The following is a 17,167-nucleotide window of genomic DNA, read 5'->3' as shown; positions in this document are numbered from 1 at the left end:
CAGCGCTGACGGTTGATTCCAGCGTGCAGCGCGAACCACTCCGGATTGCGCCGCATCGATATCGGCTCGATCTACTGCACGATGGTTGTCGTCATAGACTAGGCCGATGCTGTGGGTATCACTGCAGGTCATCAACGGCTGGTCAATCCGGGGACTCACTGACCAGATGCGTAGCCGTCCCGCACCGCGGGGCGAGCCGACTCAACCAACCAAGGCTGACGCAATGAATCCGACCACGTTATTGCTGGTGCAGTTGGCGGTGATCCTGGGCGCGGCACGTGCGTGCGGCGCGCTGCTGCAGCGCGTCGGGCAGCCGCCGGTGATCGGCGAAATGGCCGCCGGCCTGCTGCTGGGGCCGATCGCATTCGGCGCGTGGCTGCCGGAATTGCATGGCATGTTGTTCGCCGCCAGCAGTCTGCCGTCGCTGTCGGGCCTGGCCAATATCGGCGTGGTGCTTTTCATGTTCATCGTCGGCATGGAGCTGCGCGCGCCGGAAGGCACCACCGCGCAGGTGCGTGCGTCGGTGCTGGTGGGCCTGTCCGGCATCGTGCTGCCGTTGCTGCTGGGGCTGGCCGCCGCACCGTGGTTGTTTGCGCGCTTCGCACCACAGGGCATCGGCTTCTGGCCCTTCGCCTTGTTCATTGCCGCGGCGATGTCGGTGACCGCGTTTCCGGTGCTGGCGCGCATCCTCAAGGATCGCAACATGACCCGCACACCCGCAGGTCGGTTGGCGCTGGGCGCGGCGGTGATCGACGATGCCACGGTGTGGATGTTCCTGGCGATCGTGCTCACCCTGACCGGCGGCAACAACCATGGCGGCGTTGCGTTTACTGCGACAGCTGCGGTGGTGCTGATTGCGGTGGTGTTCGGCGTGCTGAAGCCGCTGTATGCGCGCGTGCTCAAGCCGCGCGCACGCGATGGAGGCTATGCGCCAACCGCGCTGGTGTGGGTGCTGATCGGTCTGCTGGCCTGCGCCGCGGTGGCCGAATGGATCGGCCTGCATGCGATCTTCGGCGCATTCCTGTTCGGCGTCTGCGTGCCGCGCGACGACCGCTTGCTGGAACACCTGGCCGGGCGCATCGAACCCCTGGCGATCACCTTGCTGATGCCGGTGCTGTTTGCGGTCGCCGGCCAGGCCGCCAGCCCCGGCGTCTTCGTTGGCGCAGGCATCGCCGGCTTTGCGTTGGTGGTCGGCGTGGCGGTGACCGGCAAGCTGGCCGGCTGCACCCTGGGTGCGCGCCTGAGCGGCCACGACTGGCGCGACAGCCTAAGCGTGGGTTCGCTGATGAACGCACGCGGGCTGATGGAACTGGTGGTGATCAAGATCGGCCTGGACAGCGGCGTGATCGGGCCGGACCTGTTCACGCTGCTGTTCGGCATGACGCTGGTGACCACGGTGATGGCCTCGCCGATGGTGGCCTGGTGCCAACGCGGCCGGCAGGCCGCCACTGCCACCGGGCTGGGTGCGGGCCAGTCGCCGCAATGACGAGGCAGCGCTGAAACACGGTGCGGCGTCGTTGCGCGACATGGCGCGTCACGTCTGCCCGCGCATCGCAGGCCATCACGCGCGCGCGTACAAACCCAGGAACATCGCCACCGCCGATTCGGCCACTTGCGTGCGTTGCTGCGGCGACAGGGGCGGCTGGCCCATGGCGATCTGCGGCCAGAACGCGAAGCCCTTGATCAATGCCTGCAGTTGCTGCGCGCCGACCTCCGGCTCCACGCCTGCCAACCGGCCATCGGCCAATGCGGCGCGCACCCAGGTGGTGGTGCCTTCCTCCTTGCTGCCCAATTGCGCGATCAGTTCGCGCGCGCGCGCGGGCGAATGGATGCCTTCGGCAATGGCGACGCGCGACAGGTCGATGAACGCCGGGTCGTCGAGCAGGTGCAGTTTCTGCTGCAGCAGCTGGATCAGCTGCGCACGCAACGGCTGGTCGGGCCGGTAGACCAGAGTCACTGCATCGGCGCTGCGCTGCCACAGCCCGCGCAGGATCTCGCCAAACAACGCGTCCTTGCTGGGGAAGTGGTTGTAGACGGTGCGCTTGGAGACGCCCGCAGTGGCCGCCACACGGTCCATGCTGGTGGCCTCGAAGCCATGCTGGCGGAACTCGGCAATGGCCGCCTCGACGATGGCGAGGCGCTTGCGGTCGGTCAGCCGTTGCGGCGCAGTCGGGGGGGAAGATGCAGTCGACATTGGGTCATTTTACACCGGACAGTTTACTTTCAGCCCGATGAAACTACACTGTTCAGTGTAACTTTCCCCTGTTGTCACCCCCCTGCCCGGTCGGATTCCCCAATGGCTTCCTCGCGCCCTTCCCGCTATGCCGCTTCGCCACAGTTTCGCGATGGCCGGTTCCGCAATGCAGTGCCGCTGCCGACCACCGTGCTCAGCCTGCGCGAGCAGATTGGCCTGATGTGGAGGTTCTTCTTCGACAAGCCCAGCACCACGGTGCCGTCCACGCCGCTGCCGGTGCAGCCGCTGACCCGCGCGCAGCTGCTGGCCGCGCCCGACCGCAGCCTGTATCGCCTGGGCCATTCCACCGTGCTGATGAAGCTGGCCGGCGGCTTGTGGCTGACCGACCCGGTGTTCTCCAAGCGCGCCTCGCCGGTGCCCTTTGCCGGGCCAAAGCGCTTTCATGCGCCGCCGATCGCGCTGGACGCGCTGCCGCCGCTGGCCGGGGTGATCCTGTCCCACAACCATTACGACCATCTCGATCGCACCAGCATCCGTGCACTGGCCGACCGCGTCGGCGTGTTCGTCGCGCCCTTGGGCGTGGGCGATCTGCTGGTGCGCTGGGGCGTGGACCCGGCCAAGGTGCGCCAGCTGGACTGGTGGGAGGCGATCACCATCGAAGGCCTGCAGCTCACCGCCACTCCGTCGCAGCATTTTTCCGGGCGCGGCCTGTTCGACAATGGGCGTTCGCTGTGGTGTTCCTGGGCGATCCAGGAGCGCGAGCTGCGCCTGTTCTTCAGCGGCGACGGCGGCTATGGCCCGCACTTCAAGACCATCGGCCAACAGCTCGGTCCGTTCGACGTGGCGCTGATCGAAAACGGCGCCTACGACCAGCAATGGCCGCACGTGCACATGCAACCGGAGCAGAGCCTGCAGGCCTATCTGGACGTCGGCGGGCAGACCCTGCTGCCGATCCACAACGGCACATTCGACCTGGCCATGCACGCGTGGCAGGAGCCACTGGACCGGATCGTGGCACTGGCCGACGGCGCCGGCGTTGCGCTGGCGACGCCGCGCATGGGCGAGCGGGTGGATCTGAACGCGCCCGGCAATCGCCTGCGCTGGTGGCGACAGGATGCTGCGACACAGGCGTCGGATGGCTTGGTGGCGCCGCGCTAGCCAATGCATGAGTGGTGGCGTTCGCGCGTTTGCCTGGGCCATTGCCATCGAAGCAACGTCTGCGATAACTGCCGACAGAGCCCTGCGCTGCTTCGCTAACGCAGGGCGCTAACGCCGTTGCTCCTACTGACGTGTACGCGCAGACCACGCATCACAGGCGCTGCCACTCCAGCCCTTCGCCACGTCGGTAATACACCGCCACCGCCTTGCCGTAGACAGCCGCTGCATCGACCAATCCGAAGTAACGTCCATCCAGGCTGTTGCCGCGGTGATCGCCCAGCATCAGCAGCTTGCCGGGCTGCACAGTCAGCCCGGCGATGTTCGGGCCGCCGCCATTGCCAAGATTCAACTGCGCCAGGTGCGCGCCGAAGCGTTCGGCATCGCCACCCTCCACTGCCAACGGCTTGTGGTTGATCTGCAGATGGCCGTCGATCAGGTCGACCCGGTCGCCTGCCACCGCCACCACACGCTTGATCAGGCGAGTGCCATCGCGCGGCGAATCGAATACCACCACCTCGCCACGCTGCGGTCGATCGCCATCGACGAGGATGCGGTTGCTCAACGGCAGTCGCCAGCCGTAGGCATGCATGTCCACCACCACACGATCGCCCGGCTCCAGGGTGGGCTGCATCGAGCCGCTCGGCACCTGGTAGTGATTGGCGAACGAGGAACGCGCTGCAGTCATCAGCACCAGCAGCACCAACAACGGAAGCAGTTCCTTGCGCGACCAGTGCACGGCGCGTTGCAGACGTGAGGTGGTCGCAGTGGCTTGGCTCATGAGGCACCTGTTGGTGTGAGTGGTGGCGGGGGATGCCTGTTGAAGATGCGCTTGCGCAGCGGGTCGGTGGAAGTGACGAAAGGCATGGCACCAGTTGGGTGTTACTTCGAATGCTGCTTCGGTCACTGCTCCGCTATTGCCAGTTCCGCTGCGGACTGGCGGCCCCAAAGGCAACAGCAGAGCACCACCGGCAAAGGCAGTCGCAACACCATCACCTGATGCACGCATCCACAAACAAAAACGGGATGGCGCGTGGCCATCCCGTTTCGATTGCTGTTGCAGCTACTGCACACGCATGCGCCAACGACGCACGCGCGTCATCCAGTCGCTCACTCCGTCAGACCACGATTTTCCAGCAGCGCCTTGACGCTGGGATCCTTGCCGCGGAAATCGCGATACAACGTGGCCAGGTCGACGGTATTGCCGCGCGAAAGGATCTTGGCGCGGAAGGTGTCGCCATTCTTGCGGTTCAAGCCGCCGTTTTCCTTGAACCATTCGAACGCGTCGTCGTCGAGCACTTCCGACCAGAAATACGCGTAGTACCCGGCCGAATAACCGCCGCCCCAGATGTGGTCGAAATAGCTGCTGCGATAACGTGGCGGCACTTCGGCCAGGTCCACCTTGAAGCGCTTCAGGGCGTCGGCTTCGAACTTGCTCACGTCCTGCAGCGGCGCATCGGCCGGCTGGGTGTGCCAGGCCAGATCGAGCAACGCGGCCGACAGGTACTCGGTGGTGGCGTAGCCGCTGTTGAAGGTCTTGGCCTTCTTGATCTTCTCCACCAGCTCGGCCGGCATCGCCGCGCCGGTCTGGTAATGCTTGGCGTAATTGGCGAAGACCTTGGGATCGGACGCCCAGTGCTCGTTGAACTGCGAGGGGAACTCGACGAAGTCGCGCGAGGTGCTGGTGCCGGCGATCGAGGGGTACTTCACCTTGGAGAACATGCCGTGCAGCGCGTGGCCGAACTCATGGAACAGCGTGGTGACGTCGTCGAAGCTCAGCAGCGCCGGCTGGCCGGCGGCCGGCTTGGTGAAGTTGCAGACGTTGTAGACCACCGGCTTGGCACCGGTGAGACCGTCCTGCTCGACGAACACGTCCATCCAGGCGCCGCCGGACTTGCTGTCGCGCTTGAAGTAGTCGGTGTAGAACAGCGCCATCGAGGTGCCGTCCGCGTCGAACACTTCATACACCTTCATGTCCGCGTGATAGGTCGGGATGTCGGTGCGCTGCTTGAAGGTGATGCCATACAGCTGCGTGGCCGCGTAGAAGACGCCGTTCTGCAGCACGTTGTCCAGCTCGAAATACGGCTTGATCTGCGCCTCGTCCAGGTCGTACTTGGCCTTGCGCACCTGCTCGGCGTAGAAGTCCCAATCGGAGGCGGCGAGCTTGAAGTCTCCCTTCTGCGCGTCGATCACCTTCTGCATCTCGGCCACTTCGCGGCGCGCCTTGGCGGTGGCGGCCGGCACGGTGTCGGTCAGCAGCTTGAGTGCGGCGTCCGGGCTCTTGGCCATCTGGTCGCCCAGGCTGTAGGCGGCGTAATTGTCGAAGCCGAGCAGCTTGGCCTTCTGTGCGCGCAGCTGCGCCAGGCGCTGGATGGTCTGGCGGGTGTCGTTGGCATCGCCCTTTTCCGCGCGCGTTTCCGAGGCCTTGAGCACCTCGGCGCGCAGCTGGCGGTCCTTCAACGAGGCCAGCACCGGCTGCTGGGTGGTGTTCTGCAGGGTCAGCAGATACTTGCCGTCGAGCTTGCGCGCCTTGGCCGCATCGGCGGCAGCGGCAATGTCGCCCTCGCTCAGGCCATCGAGCCTGGCCTTGTCGTCCACCACCACCGCACCGGCGGCCGAGGCGGCGACCAGACGGGTATGGAACTGGGTGGAGAGCGTGGTCTCCTCGATATTGAGCTTGCGCAGGCTGGCCTTGTCGGCCTCCGACAGCTGCGCACCGGCACGCACCAGCTCTTCGTAGTCGCGCTCGACCAGACGCTTCTGCTCCGGCTCCAGGTTCAGCGTGTCGCGTTGGTCATAGATCGTCTTGACGCGTGCGAACAGCTTCGGGTCGAGATTGATCTCGTCCTGATGCGCAGCCAGCTTGGGCGCGATCTCTTCCTGGATCTTCTGGCGTGCATCGCTGGTATCGGCCTGCACCAACCCGAAGAAGATGCGCGACACGCGCGTGAGCGTTTCGCCGCTGCGCTCCATCGCCTCGATGGTGTTGTCGAAGCTGGCAGGCTCGGGGTTGTCGGCGATCTTGCGGATGTCGGCCAGGTGCAGGCGCATGCCTTCCTCGAAGGCCGGCAGGTAATCGGCGTCCTTGATCTTGTCGAACGGCGGCGCCTGGAACGGCAGCGTGCTGGCGGTCAGCAGCGGGTTCGGCGCAGCATCCGCGGCCGGGGTGGTGGCGGTCTTTTCGGGCACGGTGGTGGACTCCTTACCGGACGAATCTTTTCCAGAACAAGCAGCCAGTGCCAGGGTGATGGCAGCGGCCAGAACGACGGTACGCGACATGGCGTGTGATTCCTGAGTGGGTAGCGCAGCCGGCCACGCTAGCGGGTTTGCGCAGCGTCGGCATGTGCCGTTGGATTGGATGGAGGGGCGCGGTCGAGGATGCGCGCTACAGCGTCTCGTCCTTGAAGATGGCCACGTGCGGGGTGCCGTCGGCGCCGATCCAGCCGCGGTACATGCCCTCGGTATTGAACGGGAATGCGGCGTTGCCCTGTGCGTCCAGCGCGATGGCGCCGCCGTCGCCGCCGGCCTTGGGAATCTGCTGGTCGATCACCGTCTCGGCCGCCTGTTGCAAGGACTGCCCGGCGTATTTCATGCGTGCGCAGATGTCGTAAGCGGCCACCGCGCGGATGTAGAACTCGCCCCAGCCGGTGCCGGACACCGCGCACTGGCCGTTGGCGTAGGTGCCGGCACCGATGATCGGCGCATCGCCGACGCGGCCGTAGCGCTTGTTGGTCATGCCGCCAGTGGACGTACCGGCGGCCAGATGGCCGTCGCGATCCAGCGCCAGCGCGCCCACGGTGCCGAAGTGCTTGGCGGTTTCCAGGTCCAGTTCGGCCTGGGCCTGACGGTCGCCGGCTTCGGCCTTGCGCGCTTTCTGCAGTTGCTGCCAGCGCTTGTCGGTGCGGAAATAACTGGGGTCGACCAACGTGACGCCCTGCTCGCGCGCGAATTGTTCGGCGCCGTCACCGACCAGCATCACGTGCCTGGAATGGTCCATGACGCTGCGCGCCAGCTGGATCGGGTTCCTGACCGTGTGCACGCCGGCAATCGCACCGGCCTTGCCGGTGGCGCCATCCATGATCGCGGCATCCAGCTCGTTCTTGCCGTCATGGGTGAACACCGCACCGCGCCCGGCGTTGAACTGCGGCGCATCCTCCAGCACGGTGATGGTGGCCGCCACCGCATCCACCGCACTGCCGCCACCTTGCAGAACCGCGTGCCCGGCACGCAGCGCGCGTTGCATCGCCTCGCGCGCCTGGGCCTGTTCCTCGCTGGAAAGGCTGGATTTCTCCACGCCCGCACCGCCATGGATCACCAGCATCGGCGTGGCTGCCCATACCGGGCCGGCGGCGAGCAGGAGAGAGATGGACAGACACAGTGCACGTGCGGACAGGCCAATCATGGTGTTCCCTCGATGGAGGTCGCAACGTGCCTGGCGACGCCAGGCATGGATGCAGGCGACCCGGAGCGACAAAAAAAACCCCGGCGCGGTGGCAAACGGACGTGGTCCTGGCGATCGGTCATCGGCACTCGGGATCGGCACGCAAGGTCGCGCCTGCCAGCACCTGTGCGCGCACAGCCCGCCCTTCGGCAGCGATGTGTGAGGTGCATGAGCGACTTGCCGCCCGCGGGGGCACGCTCACAACGTATCGCGATGCTTGCCGCGCCACGGCCGGTACCAGGCGCGGATGGCGGCGATATCGGCGGCCATGTCGGTGCCGGTCCAGAACGGCTCGCCGATGCCCACAGTCTTGCTGGGGTAGTCGAAATACACCGGCAGGATCGGCACCTTGGAATCGGAGGCGATCTTCCAGAAACCGGCCTTCCAGTGCTCCACCCGCTTGCGGGTGCCCTCGGGGGTGATCACGTACCACATCTGTTCGGAATTGCGGATCAGCCGCACCGCCTGGCCGATGGTGCCCTGGGGCGAGCTGCGGTCCAGCGGGATGCCGCCGAGCTTGCGCAGCAGCGAGCCCAGCGGCCACCAGAACAGCTGCGCCTTGCCCAGCACGCGCACATCGAAGCCCAGCGCGAACTTGGCTGCAAAGCCCAGGAAGCCGTCCCAGTTGGACGAGTGCGGGGCGACGATCATCACCAGCTTGGGTTCGTCGGGCAGTCGCCCGAGCAGGCGCCAGCCGGTCAGGCTCAGCGCCGTGCGCCCCAGCCAGCGGCCGAAGCGGCCGTGGGCGCGGGGCATTCTGGGTGGAGAGGGCTGCAGCAGGATGTTGGCCTGTGTTACCGGTGGCAACGACGGGTCGGTGTGACTCACGCTTACTCCCAGTGGGACGCAGAGCGTCCACGCTTGATATGGCTGCGCTCACGCTTGGCATCCAGCCGCCGCAGCTTGGCACCATGACTCGGTTTGGTGGCGACCCGGCGCTTGGGCACCGACAGGCACGCACTGATGATCTCGGCCAGCCGCTCGCGCGCATCCTCGCGGTTGCGGTCCTGGGTGCGGAAGCGCTGCGCGTCGATCACCAGCACGCCCTCGGCGGTCATGCGCCGGTCGCGCCGCGACAGCAGCCGCGCGCGCAACGGTTCGGGCAGCGACGGCGAGCCGGCCACGTCGAAGCGCAGTTCCACCGCAGTGGAAACCTTGTTGACGTTCTGCCCGCCTGCGCCGCTGGCGCGCACGAAGCGCTCGACGATCTCGCTGGGCGGGATCGTCAGGCTGGGGGTGATCTGGATCGGGTCGCTGGCCATTCAACCCGATTGTATCGGGACCGGCATGGACGCGCGCGCGAACGCCGGCTTCCCGTATGCTGCGGCCGGTTCCCCAGCCTGCAGGATGCTCCGATGACCCCACCCCGTTCCGTCGCCACCGCCCGCGCCCTGGCGCGCCGCCTGATCGTGCTGGCTGCGCTGGCACTGGCCACGCCCGCCGCCTTCGCGCAGGCGCCCAGCGATGCCGACATCAACCGCCTGCTGGCCGCCTCGCGCGCGCAGACCATGCTGGACACGATGCTGCCGCAGATCGAAGCGATGCAGCAGCAACAGTTCGCCCAGCTCACCGCCCAGCGCCAGCTCGACGCCGACCAGCAGGCGCAGCTGCAGCGCATCCAGGAGCGTACCCGCCAGACCGTGCGCAAGGCGCTGTCGTGGTCGGAGCTGCGCCCGATGTATGTGGACATCTACAAGCGCTCGTTCTCGCGCGAGGACGTGCTGGCCATGGCCGAGTTCTACGAGAGTTCGGCCGGCCAGAGCCTGCTGGACAAGACCCCGGCGCTGACCCAGAACCTGATGGGCGCGATCCAGCAGAAGATGCTGCCGCTGTTCGCCGATTTGCAGAAGGATCTGGAGAAGATCGTCAACGAGCCGGCGGCGGCACCGCAGAAGCCCTGACGGGCGGGGATTGGGGATTGGGGAGTCGCAACGGCGTGCTTGCTGCGGCGGTTGCTGATCCGGGGTGAGTGCGTTGCCGGTTATCGCAATGGTTCAACTTTTCCGCTGACCGAAGCAGCCCTCCCCCATCGGGGAGAGCCGCGGTCCTGAGGCTCGGTGGCGATCAGGCCCCCATCCGCCCTTCGGGCACCTTCCCCCGCAAGCGAGGGAAGGAAGCAACTTGGAAGGCGAGCGGGGAAGGCGGGAACGCGGGAAGGCGGGCAGTGGGCGTCGTGCTTGAGCCCCTCCCGCCTGCGGGAGAGGGGTTGGGGTGCGGGGACGCTTGCGCAGCTTTCTTGCATGCCGAATGGACGTCTCGATCTCTGGACCAGGCACGCCCCATCACGCCGCCGGCATGACTCCCAACCCCGGCATCTCCCACCCGAACAACGCGCAGGCCTTGGCGAATTCCACATCCAGCGGCGCAGTGACGCTGATGCGCCGTCCATCGGCCGGATGCGGGAATCCCAGGCGCTCGGCGTGCAGCAGCATGCGGTGGATGCCAAGCATGCGGAAGCTGCGGTTGTGCCGGCCATCGCCGTGGCTGGTGTCGCCGATCATGTGGTGCGACAGGTGTTTCATGTGCCGGCGGATCTGCCGGAACCGCCCGGTCTGCGGCTGGCAGCGCAGCAACGCGTAGCGTGAGGTGGCAAAGCCGGTGGACGGGATCTCCAGCTCGCCGGTGGCCAGGCGCTGGAAGTGGGTCACCGCCGGCTTCTTGACCGGCTTGCCGGGGCCGCCGTCCAGGTCGTGGTCGACGCTGAAGCGCTCCTCGGCCGGCCAGCCGCGGCACACCGTCAGGTAGTCCTTCTCCACTTCGCCGGCCATCAAGGCCTTGCCCAGCGCACTGGCGGCCTCGCGATCGAACGCCAGCAGCAGGCAGCCGCTGGTGGCGCGGTCGAGCCGGTGCACCAGGAAGATCGGCCGGCCCAGCTGTTCGCGCAGGCGGTCGGCCAGGAAGTCGTCCTCCCCGCGCGCCAGCTTGCTGTCGTGGACCATCAGGCCGGCGGGTTTGTCGACGACGGCCAGGACCGCGTCCTGGTGGAGAATCTGCAAGTGCTTGGGGGATGTGCTCACCGGCGGATTATCCGCGCCGTGGGCAGCGCATGCCACTGCACCGGCGCGCCATGACGCCGTTGACCGCACCCGGCGCCGTCAGAGCAGGTGGCGCACGCCAGCCACGCGGCTTGGGGCGTGAGGTCTGGCGGGTGGGCAGTGCACGCTCAGGCCGCGCCGCACACCGCCAGCAACTCGCCCTTGCCCACCGGCACCACGCTGCAGGTAACTGCCGGATCGGCAGCCAGCAGCGCGGTGAACGGCGCCAGTTCGTCCGCATGCGAGAGCGCATTGTCGACCACCAGCAGGCCGCCGCCGCGCAGCACGCGGCGCAGTGCCGGCCACCAGTGCACATACGCATCGCGTGCCGAATCCAGAAAGACCAGATCGATGCTGGCGCTGGCCGCCTGGGCCAGCCATGCGCCGCCATCGCCATGCATCAGATCCACCGATGCCGCCAGGCCGCTGCGTGCCAGCGTGGCCTGCGCCAGGGCCACCTTGTCGGCCGCAAGTTCCACCGTGGTGACATGCCCACCGATCGCCGCGGCCGCTTCGGCCAGCCATAGCGTCGAATACCCGTTGGAGGTGCCGATCTCCAGCACGCGCCGCGCAGCGGTGGCACGCACCAGCACCGCCAGCAACTGCCCGGTGTCGGGCGCGATGTTGAGCATGCGCCGGTCGCGCGCCAGCTGCTGCGCATCGTTGTCGCTGCCGAACCGTGCCAATTCGTCTTTCAACGCCTGCAGATCGATCATCATCACCTCGACTGGTATGGCTTGGTCATCGCGCCGCTGCAGTCACTGCCGCTACCCAGCCGGATGCAGCAGGCCACCTGCGGCAGTGCTTCATTAGTGCTTCAGCGCCGCAGCCAGGCGACCAGCAGGGCCACCGAGCCGGCCGCGCCGCTGATCCAGCTCCACACCGGCACCGTGCCCAGGTACCAGCCATTCGGGTGCAGGCCATACAGCACGGCGGCCACCACCAGCAGGCCGCTGCCAGTGATGGCGGTGACCACGCGCGTCTGCAGCTTGCGCAGGCTCAGGTCCAGCGCGCGCAGCTCGGCCGAGCGGATGTCGAGCTGATGGCGGCCCTCGACCTGCTGCTTCAACCAGCTGTGCACCAGGCGCGGCATGTCCGGCGCATGCGTCATGATTTCCGGCAGCCGCTTGCGCAGCTCGCCGAGCACGCGGCGCGGGCTGTAGCGCTCGTGCAGGATGCGTTCGAGCACCGGCCGTGCCACGGCCCAGATATCCAGCCTGGGGTCGAGCTGGCGGCCGACGCCTTCGATGTTGAGCAAGGTTTTCTGCAACAGGATCAGCTGCGGCTGCAGCGTCAGTTCGTAGCGCTGCGCGACGCGGAACAGCTTGATCAGCACTTCGGCCAGCGAAATCTCCGACAGCGGCCGGGTGAAGTAGGGTTCGCACACCGAGCGCGCGGCCGCTTCCAGTTCGTCGATGCGCACGTTGTCGGGCATCCAGCCCGCTTCCACGTGCAGCTCGGCCATGCGGCGGTAATCCTTGTGGAAGATCGCCATGAAGTTCTCGGCCAGGTAGTACTGATCTTCCTGCGAGAGCTGGCCCATGATGCCGAAATCCAGCGCGATGAAGCGCGGATTGAGCCGGCGCTCCGGATCCGAATCGACCCAGATGTTGCCGGCGTGCGCATCGGCATGGAAGAAGTTGTCGCGGAACACCTGCGTATAGAACACGCGCACGCCCTTGGCCGCCAGCGCCTTGCGATCAATGCCGGCCGCATCGAGCCTGGCGATGTCGTCGGACGGAATGCCGTACACGCGCTCCAGCGTGAGCGCACGCTCGGCGGTGTGCGACCAGATCACCTCCGGCACGTACAGATCGTCCGAGCCTTCCCAGAACCGGCGCAGCACGCTGGCGTTGGCGCCTTCCCGCTGCAGGTCCAGTTCGGCCGACAAGGTGCCTTCGATCTCGGCCACCACCTCGCGCGGCCGGATCTTGTCCGCACGCGGGTGGGTGCGCTCGACCAGCGTGGCCAGCGACTGCAGCAAGGCGATATCGGCATCGATCTGGCGCTCGATGTCCGGGCGCAACACCTTGACCACCACCTCGCGGCGCACGCCGTTGGCATCCGGCGGCAAGGTGGCCGCATGCACCTGCGCGATCGAGGCCGAGGCCAGCGGTACGGTGTCGAACGCGGCAAACGCCACGCTCACTGGCAGGCCCAGCGCGCGCTCGACGATCAGCCGCGCCGCTTCGCCATCGAAGGGCTTGACGCGGTCCTGCAGCAGGGTCAGTTCATCGGCCACGTCGGCCGGAATCAGGTCGCGCCGGGTCGACAGGATCTGCCCGAACTTGACGAAGATCGGCCCCAGCTCCTGCAATGCCAGCCGCAGCCGCGCACCGCGCGATTGCGCGGCGATCTCGGCACTGGCGCGTGGCACGAACGGCTTGGCCAGGCGCAGCCAGCGCTCGGCCGGGGTGTCCTGCAGCAGGTCGTCCAGGCGATAGCGCAGGATCACCCGGCCGATGCGGCTGGCCCGCAGCAGCGCCTTCATGCCGCACCTCCGGCCGCGCGCAGGCGCGCCACGCGTGCGGCCAGCCGTTCGACGTCGTCGCGCAGTTCGTCGACATCGTCGTGGAAGGCCTCCAATTCGGCGCGCGGCACCACATCGCGCGATTCCTCTGTCACGAATTCGGCCGCGCTCTGCGCCAGATCCACCGCGCTGCGGCGCGCCTGCTGCAGCGCTGCGCGCACCGCATTGGCGATCTGCACGCCGAGGATCTGCCCGAACACCGCCACGAACGGCAACTGCCAATCCGGATCGAAACGGCCGGCCAGTTGCTGCAGCTGGCGCGCCAGTTCGGCATCGCCGGAGACCTTGAGCCGCCCGGCCGGTGCGCCGCTGCGGCGCGCATTGGCCAGGAACGGCAGTTGGCCGAGCAAGCCGGCCAGGCTGCTGCGCACGGCCAGATCCGGCTCCTGCGCCTGGTCCACCGGGCCGACCAGCAAGCGGCGCTCGTGCACGCGGATCTGCAGGGCCAGCGCAGGCGCCTCCAGCGTCAGTGCGATACGTTGGCCTTCCAGCGGCAGCAGGGCGTCGCGGGTATCGGGGTCCAGTGCCAGCGCGCGGTTGAGCGCGGCTTGCAGGGCCTGGCCGGCGAGCGGCTTGAGTGAGTTGAACAGGGATCCGGGCATGGGCGCATTCTACCGTCCCTGCATGTCGCTACTGCTTGATGGTGTGTGGCAGGTGCAGGCCGGAGACCAGGATGACGCGCATCGCAGCGCGCCTCGGCAGCCAGGCCGCTGCAATCGCAGCCGCATCCCCACAACGGACAGACCCAGCCGTTGACCGTGCACCTGCCCTGGATCGCCACACCGCATACGGCGGCGATGCAGGGCTTCCTTCGGCGCGCCTGCCGCGGGCATGCTGGCGACCTCATCACGCCAGGTGGCAGGAGCAGGCAATGCGCAAGATCCGGGTCGGTCTCATCTTCGGCGGCAAGTCGGCCGAGCACGAAGTCTCGCTGCAGTCAGCGCGCAACATCCTCGATGCGCTGGACCCGCAGCGCTTCGAGCCGGTGCTGATCGGCATCGACAAGCAGGGCCAGTGGCACGTCAACGACCCCGACAGTTTCCTGCTCAATGCCGACGACCCGGCGCGCATCGCGCTGCATCGCAGCGGTCGCGGCGTGGCTTTGCTGCCGGGCGCGCAGCAACAGCAATTGCGTCCGACCCAGCCGGAACAGGCGCTGGCGCAAATCGATGTGGTCTTCCCGATCGTGCATGGCACGCTCGGCGAAGACGGCTCGTTGCAAGGGCTGCTGCGCATGGCCAACCTGCCCTTCGTCGGCTCCGGCGTGCTCGGCTCGGCGCTGGCGATGGACAAGGACCTGGCCAAGCGCGTGCTCCGCGATGCCGGGCTTGAGGTGGCGCCGTTCGCCTGCTTCAACCGCCATACCGCCGCAGGTGCCGACGTGGATGCGTTGATCGCGCAGTTGGGTTTGCCGCTGTTCGTCAAGCCGGCCAACCAGGGTTCGTCGGTTGGCGTCAGCCAGGTGCGCAGTGCCGATGGATTTGCCGACGCGCTCGCATTGGCGCTGGCATACGATCACAAGGTATTGGTGGAAGCGGCGATCGCCGGGCGCGAGATCGAATGCGCCGTACTGGGCAACGCCAGCCCGCAAGCCAGCGTCTGCGGCGAAGTGGTGGTGCACGACGCGTTTTATTCCTACGAGACCAAGTACATCAGCGAACACGGTGCCGACATCGTGATCCCGGCCGACATCGACGCGCCGACGCAGCAACGCATCCAACAGATTGCGCTGCGGGCCTACCAGGCGCTGGACTGCGCCGGCATGGCGCGTGTGGACGTGTTCCTGTGCGCCGATGGCCGCATCGTGATCAACGAGGTCAACACATTGCCGGGCTTCACGCGAATCAGCATGTATCCCAAGCTCTGGCAGACAAGCGGGCTGGACTACCGCAGCTTGATCACGCAGTTGATCGAGCTGGCGCTGCAACGGCATGCAGACGATCAGGTGCTGCGCAGTGCGGTCGGTCCAGGCGCATGAGCCAGGCCCGTGTGCGTGCGGTGCAACGCGACGACCACCGCGCACTGCTCGCGCTCAATAATGCGCATGCCACCGAATTGTCGCTGCTGGATGCCGATGGACTGGCCGCATTGCTGCAACTGGCCTGGCACGCACGCATGGTCGCGCCTGCGGATGGTCTGCTGATCGCGCTGGATCAGCGCGCCGCGTACGCCAACCCGAACTTCGCCTGGATGGCGCGACGCTTCGCGCGCTTTGTCTACATCGACCGCATCGTGATCGCTGCGCATGCACACAGGCGCGGGCTTGCCAGGCAGCTGTATGACGAACTCATCCACGCCGCACGTGCAGCGGCGCAGCCGCGCCTGGTTTGCGAGGTCAACCTGGTCCCACCCAATCCGGCATCGCTGGCGCTGCATCTGCAGCTGGGTTTTCAGCCCATCGGCGATGCACTGCTGGGCAACGGCAAGCACGTGCAGTATCTCGAAAAACTGCTTTGAACCAGCCGTAATTGAATTTTTGAGTATCCACAACGCACATGGCCCGCCTCCTTGCGGAAGCGGGCCATGTGAGCGTCCGCCGGCAGCGCCGCTGCCGTAACGTATCGCAGCTAGGCGTTATACCTTGCCGCGACGGAACATCGAGATCACTGCCAGGATCAGGAACACCACGAACAGGATCCAGGCGATATTGGTCGCCGCACCGGCGATACCACTGAAGCCCAGCACGGCGGCGATGATGGCGATGACGAAAAAGATGATGGCGTAATGCAGCATGGCAAGGATTCCAGAAGTTGTCGTGCCGAATCGGCGCAGACGTATCCTGAACGCCTGACGGTCTTTATCGAGTGATGGCGATGTCGTTGGAAGATGAGGATCGCAGCCGTTGCAGTCCTTCCTCGATGCTGACCTGCGGAACATAGCCGAAATCACGGCGTGCCGGTTCCATGCTGTACCAGTGCGGCGTACACAGCTGTTCCACCAGAAAACGCGTCAACGGCACTTCACCAGGCAGACGCAACAGTGGCCACATGGTCTCGCAGATTGCACCGATTCTGTACGCGGTCTTGAACGATAGCGAACGCGTCACTGCCGGTGCATCCACTGCGGCCAGCAGGCGATTGAGCAACTCGCGCATCGGCAAGGGCTCGCCGTTGGAGATGAAGTACGCCTTGCCCGCACACGCGGCACCGGGAGCGAGATGCGCGAACGCATCGAAATGCGCCTGCGCGGCATTGTCGATGTAGGTGCTGTCCACCAGGTTGCTGCCGTCGCCGACCATGCGCAGGCGGCCGGCACGCGCACGCGCGGCCAGGCGCGGCAACAGATGATTGTCGCCCGGGCCCCAGATCAGGCGCGGGCGCAAGGCCACCGTCGCCAGTTGCGCATCGTTGCCCGCCAGCACCGCGCGCTCGGCGATCGCCTTGGTTGCGGCATATGCAGCGCGCAGATCCTCGCCATACGGCACTTCGTCGGCGCCCAGGCCTTCCACCGGATTGGTGGCGCGATGGGTCACGCTCGGTGTGGAGGTATAGATCAGGCGCGGCACACCGTTGGCCCGACACGCGTCGAGCACGTTCTGCGTGCCCACCACATTGGCCTGGTGATAGCTGTCATAGCTGCCCCATGCACCGGCCTTGGCGGCGTTGTGGAAGACCGCATCGATGCCGGCGAAGGCATGCCGCACCGCCTGCGGATCGGCCAGGTCGCCACGGATCTGGCCCACGCCCAGGGTCTGCAACACCGGGTAATCGCCGCGCTGGAAACTCACCACCTCGTGCCCGCGCGCGCGCAGGCCGCGGCACAACGCCTGGCCAAGAAAGCCACCACCACCGGTTACCAGGATGCGCACGCAT

General features: G+C 66.7%; 17 protein-coding genes. 5 read left to right on the top strand and 12 right to left on the bottom strand.

The features are described from left to right. The first annotated feature begins 223 nt into the window (after window positions 1–223). Window positions 224–1,486 carry a cation:proton antiporter gene (locus tag H7A86_RS01275; RefSeq protein ID WP_119130174.1) on the top strand — a complete coding sequence of 421 codons (1,263 nt, stop codon included), beginning with the start codon at window positions 224–226 and terminating at the stop codon, window positions 1,484–1,486. Window positions 1,487–1,561: 75 nt separating this feature from the next. On the opposite strand, the gene H7A86_RS01270 is transcribed toward H7A86_RS01275, so the two are convergent. Beyond that, complete coding sequence (locus H7A86_RS01270; protein WP_104583952.1) at window positions 1,562–2,194, bottom strand: TetR/AcrR family transcriptional regulator; 633 nt, start codon at window positions 2,192–2,194, stop codon at window positions 1,562–1,564. Between the two features lie 102 nt (window positions 2,195–2,296). On the opposite strand from H7A86_RS01270, the gene H7A86_RS01265 reads away from it, so the two are divergent. After that, entirely contained in the window at window positions 2,297–3,352 is a 1,056-nt protein-coding gene (locus H7A86_RS01265; protein ID WP_119130172.1) for an MBL fold metallo-hydrolase, read from the top strand. Window positions 3,353–3,503: 151 nt separating this feature from the next. Here the strand turns inward: H7A86_RS01265 and lepB are convergent, their stop codons facing one another. The 5 genes from lepB to arfB all read right to left on the bottom strand — a co-directional run bounded on the left by lepB (window position 3,504) and on the right by arfB (window position 9,052). Next, window positions 3,504–4,130, bottom strand: a complete 627-nt coding sequence (gene lepB / locus H7A86_RS01260; protein ID WP_119130170.1) for a signal peptidase I — start codon at window positions 4,128–4,130, stop codon at window positions 3,504–3,506. Window positions 4,131–4,459: 329 nt separating this feature from the next. Continuing rightward, window positions 4,460–6,628, bottom strand: coding sequence for a peptidyl-dipeptidase Dcp (dcp, locus tag H7A86_RS01255; RefSeq protein WP_180707997.1), 2,169 nt, complete (start codon window positions 6,626–6,628; stop codon window positions 4,460–4,462). A 106-nt stretch (window positions 6,629–6,734) separates the two neighbouring features. Then, window positions 6,735–7,751 carry an isoaspartyl peptidase/L-asparaginase family protein gene (locus H7A86_RS01250; RefSeq protein ID WP_180707996.1) on the bottom strand — a complete coding sequence of 339 codons (1,017 nt, stop codon included), beginning with the start codon at window positions 7,749–7,751 and terminating at the stop codon, window positions 6,735–6,737. A 237-nt stretch (window positions 7,752–7,988) separates the two neighbouring features. After that, the gene (locus H7A86_RS01245; RefSeq protein ID WP_119130168.1) at window positions 7,989–8,618 is read right to left on the bottom strand and encodes a lysophosphatidylcholine acyltransferase; all 630 of its coding nucleotides are present in this window, start codon (window positions 8,616–8,618) and stop codon (window positions 7,989–7,991) included. 2 nt (window positions 8,619–8,620) lie between these two features. Beyond that, a complete protein-coding gene (arfB, locus tag H7A86_RS01240; RefSeq protein ID WP_104583955.1) occupies window positions 8,621–9,052 on the bottom strand; it encodes an alternative ribosome rescue aminoacyl-tRNA hydrolase ArfB in 432 nt (143 codons plus the stop codon). A gap of 93 nt (window positions 9,053–9,145) precedes the next feature. Here arfB and H7A86_RS01235 point away from each other — a divergent pair, with 93 nt between their 5' ends. Then, complete coding sequence (locus tag H7A86_RS01235) at window positions 9,146–9,691, top strand: DUF2059 domain-containing protein (protein WP_104583956.1); 546 nt, start codon at window positions 9,146–9,148, stop codon at window positions 9,689–9,691. 381 nt (window positions 9,692–10,072) lie between these two features. Here H7A86_RS01235 and H7A86_RS01230 read toward each other — a convergent pair whose 3' ends face one another. The 4 genes from H7A86_RS01230 to H7A86_RS01215 form a co-directional block, all read right to left on the bottom strand. Next, window positions 10,073–10,807, bottom strand: a complete 735-nt coding sequence (locus H7A86_RS01230) for a pseudouridine synthase (protein ID WP_119130619.1) — start codon at window positions 10,805–10,807, stop codon at window positions 10,073–10,075. A 146-nt stretch (window positions 10,808–10,953) separates the two neighbouring features. Beyond that, window positions 10,954–11,541 carry an O-methyltransferase gene (locus H7A86_RS01225; RefSeq protein WP_119130617.1) on the bottom strand — a complete coding sequence of 196 codons (588 nt, stop codon included), beginning with the start codon at window positions 11,539–11,541 and terminating at the stop codon, window positions 10,954–10,956. A gap of 101 nt (window positions 11,542–11,642) precedes the next feature. After that, a complete protein-coding gene (gene ubiB, locus H7A86_RS01220; RefSeq protein ID WP_119130166.1) occupies window positions 11,643–13,316 on the bottom strand; it encodes a ubiquinone biosynthesis regulatory protein kinase UbiB in 1,674 nt (557 codons plus the stop codon). Further along, window positions 13,313–13,957: a ubiquinone biosynthesis accessory factor UbiJ gene (locus H7A86_RS01215; RefSeq protein WP_104649612.1), complete on the bottom strand. Its 645-nt coding sequence runs from the start codon at window positions 13,955–13,957 to the stop codon at window positions 13,313–13,315. The genes ubiB and H7A86_RS01215 overlap by 4 nt, the downstream gene beginning before the upstream one ends. 269 nt (window positions 13,958–14,226) lie before the next feature. Here H7A86_RS01215 and ddlA point away from each other — a divergent pair, with 269 nt between their 5' ends. Next, on the top strand, window positions 14,227–15,333 hold the full coding sequence (gene ddlA / locus H7A86_RS01210; RefSeq protein ID WP_119130165.1) for a D-alanine--D-alanine ligase: 1,107 nt from the start codon (window positions 14,227–14,229) through the stop codon (window positions 15,331–15,333). Next, window positions 15,330–15,812 (top strand): GNAT family N-acetyltransferase, encoded by a 483-nt coding sequence (locus H7A86_RS01205; protein WP_119130163.1) that lies wholly within the window; start codon window positions 15,330–15,332, stop codon window positions 15,810–15,812. Before ddlA ends, H7A86_RS01205 begins: the two co-directional genes overlap by 4 nt. A gap of 117 nt (window positions 15,813–15,929) precedes the next feature. Here H7A86_RS01205 and H7A86_RS01200 read toward each other — a convergent pair whose 3' ends face one another. Then, window positions 15,930–16,088, bottom strand: a complete 159-nt coding sequence (locus tag H7A86_RS01200; protein ID WP_003468167.1) for a DUF1328 domain-containing protein — start codon at window positions 16,086–16,088, stop codon at window positions 15,930–15,932. Between the two features lie 64 nt (window positions 16,089–16,152). Then, window positions 16,153–17,163 (bottom strand): 2-alkyl-3-oxoalkanoate reductase, encoded by a 1,011-nt coding sequence (gene oleD / locus H7A86_RS01195; RefSeq protein ID WP_119130161.1) that lies wholly within the window; start codon window positions 17,161–17,163, stop codon window positions 16,153–16,155. Window positions 17,164–17,167: the final 4 nt, after the last annotated feature.

Source organism: Xanthomonas euroxanthea (genome assembly GCF_903989455.1).
GTDB classification, from domain to species: domain Bacteria; phylum Pseudomonadota; class Gammaproteobacteria; order Xanthomonadales; family Xanthomonadaceae; genus Xanthomonas; species Xanthomonas euroxanthea.
Note: the sequence above shows the minus strand (reverse complement) of the source record. Positions and strands in the feature narration are given on the sequence as shown.

Coding starts and splice junctions, on each gene's coding strand:
- H7A86_RS01275 (WP_119130174.1), top strand. CDS start 224: ATGAATCCGACCACGTTATTGCTGGTGCAGTTGGCGGTGATCCTGGGC.
- H7A86_RS01270 (WP_104583952.1), bottom strand. CDS start 2,194: ATGTCGACTGCATCTTCCCCCCCGACTGCGCCGCAACGGCTGACCGAC.
- H7A86_RS01265 (WP_119130172.1), top strand. CDS start 2,297: ATGGCTTCCTCGCGCCCTTCCCGCTATGCCGCTTCGCCACAGTTTCGC.
- lepB (WP_119130170.1), bottom strand. CDS start 4,130: ATGAGCCAAGCCACTGCGACCACCTCACGTCTGCAACGCGCCGTGCAC.
- dcp (WP_180707997.1), bottom strand. CDS start 6,628: ATGTCGCGTACCGTCGTTCTGGCCGCTGCCATCACCCTGGCACTGGCT.
- H7A86_RS01250 (WP_180707996.1), bottom strand. CDS start 7,751: ATGATTGGCCTGTCCGCACGTGCACTGTGTCTGTCCATCTCTCTCCTG.
- arfB (WP_104583955.1), bottom strand. CDS start 9,052: ATGGCCAGCGACCCGATCCAGATCACCCCCAGCCTGACGATCCCGCCC.
- H7A86_RS01235 (WP_104583956.1), top strand. CDS start 9,146: ATGACCCCACCCCGTTCCGTCGCCACCGCCCGCGCCCTGGCGCGCCGC.
- H7A86_RS01225 (WP_119130617.1), bottom strand. CDS start 11,541: ATGATCGATCTGCAGGCGTTGAAAGACGAATTGGCACGGTTCGGCAGC.
- ubiB (WP_119130166.1), bottom strand. CDS start 13,316: ATGAAGGCGCTGCTGCGGGCCAGCCGCATCGGCCGGGTGATCCTGCGC.
- H7A86_RS01215 (WP_104649612.1), bottom strand. CDS start 13,957: ATGCCCGGATCCCTGTTCAACTCACTCAAGCCGCTCGCCGGCCAGGCC.
- ddlA (WP_119130165.1), top strand. CDS start 14,227: ATGCGCAAGATCCGGGTCGGTCTCATCTTCGGCGGCAAGTCGGCCGAG.
- H7A86_RS01205 (WP_119130163.1), top strand. CDS start 15,330: ATGAGCCAGGCCCGTGTGCGTGCGGTGCAACGCGACGACCACCGCGCA.
- H7A86_RS01200 (WP_003468167.1), bottom strand. CDS start 16,088: ATGCTGCATTACGCCATCATCTTTTTCGTCATCGCCATCATCGCCGCC.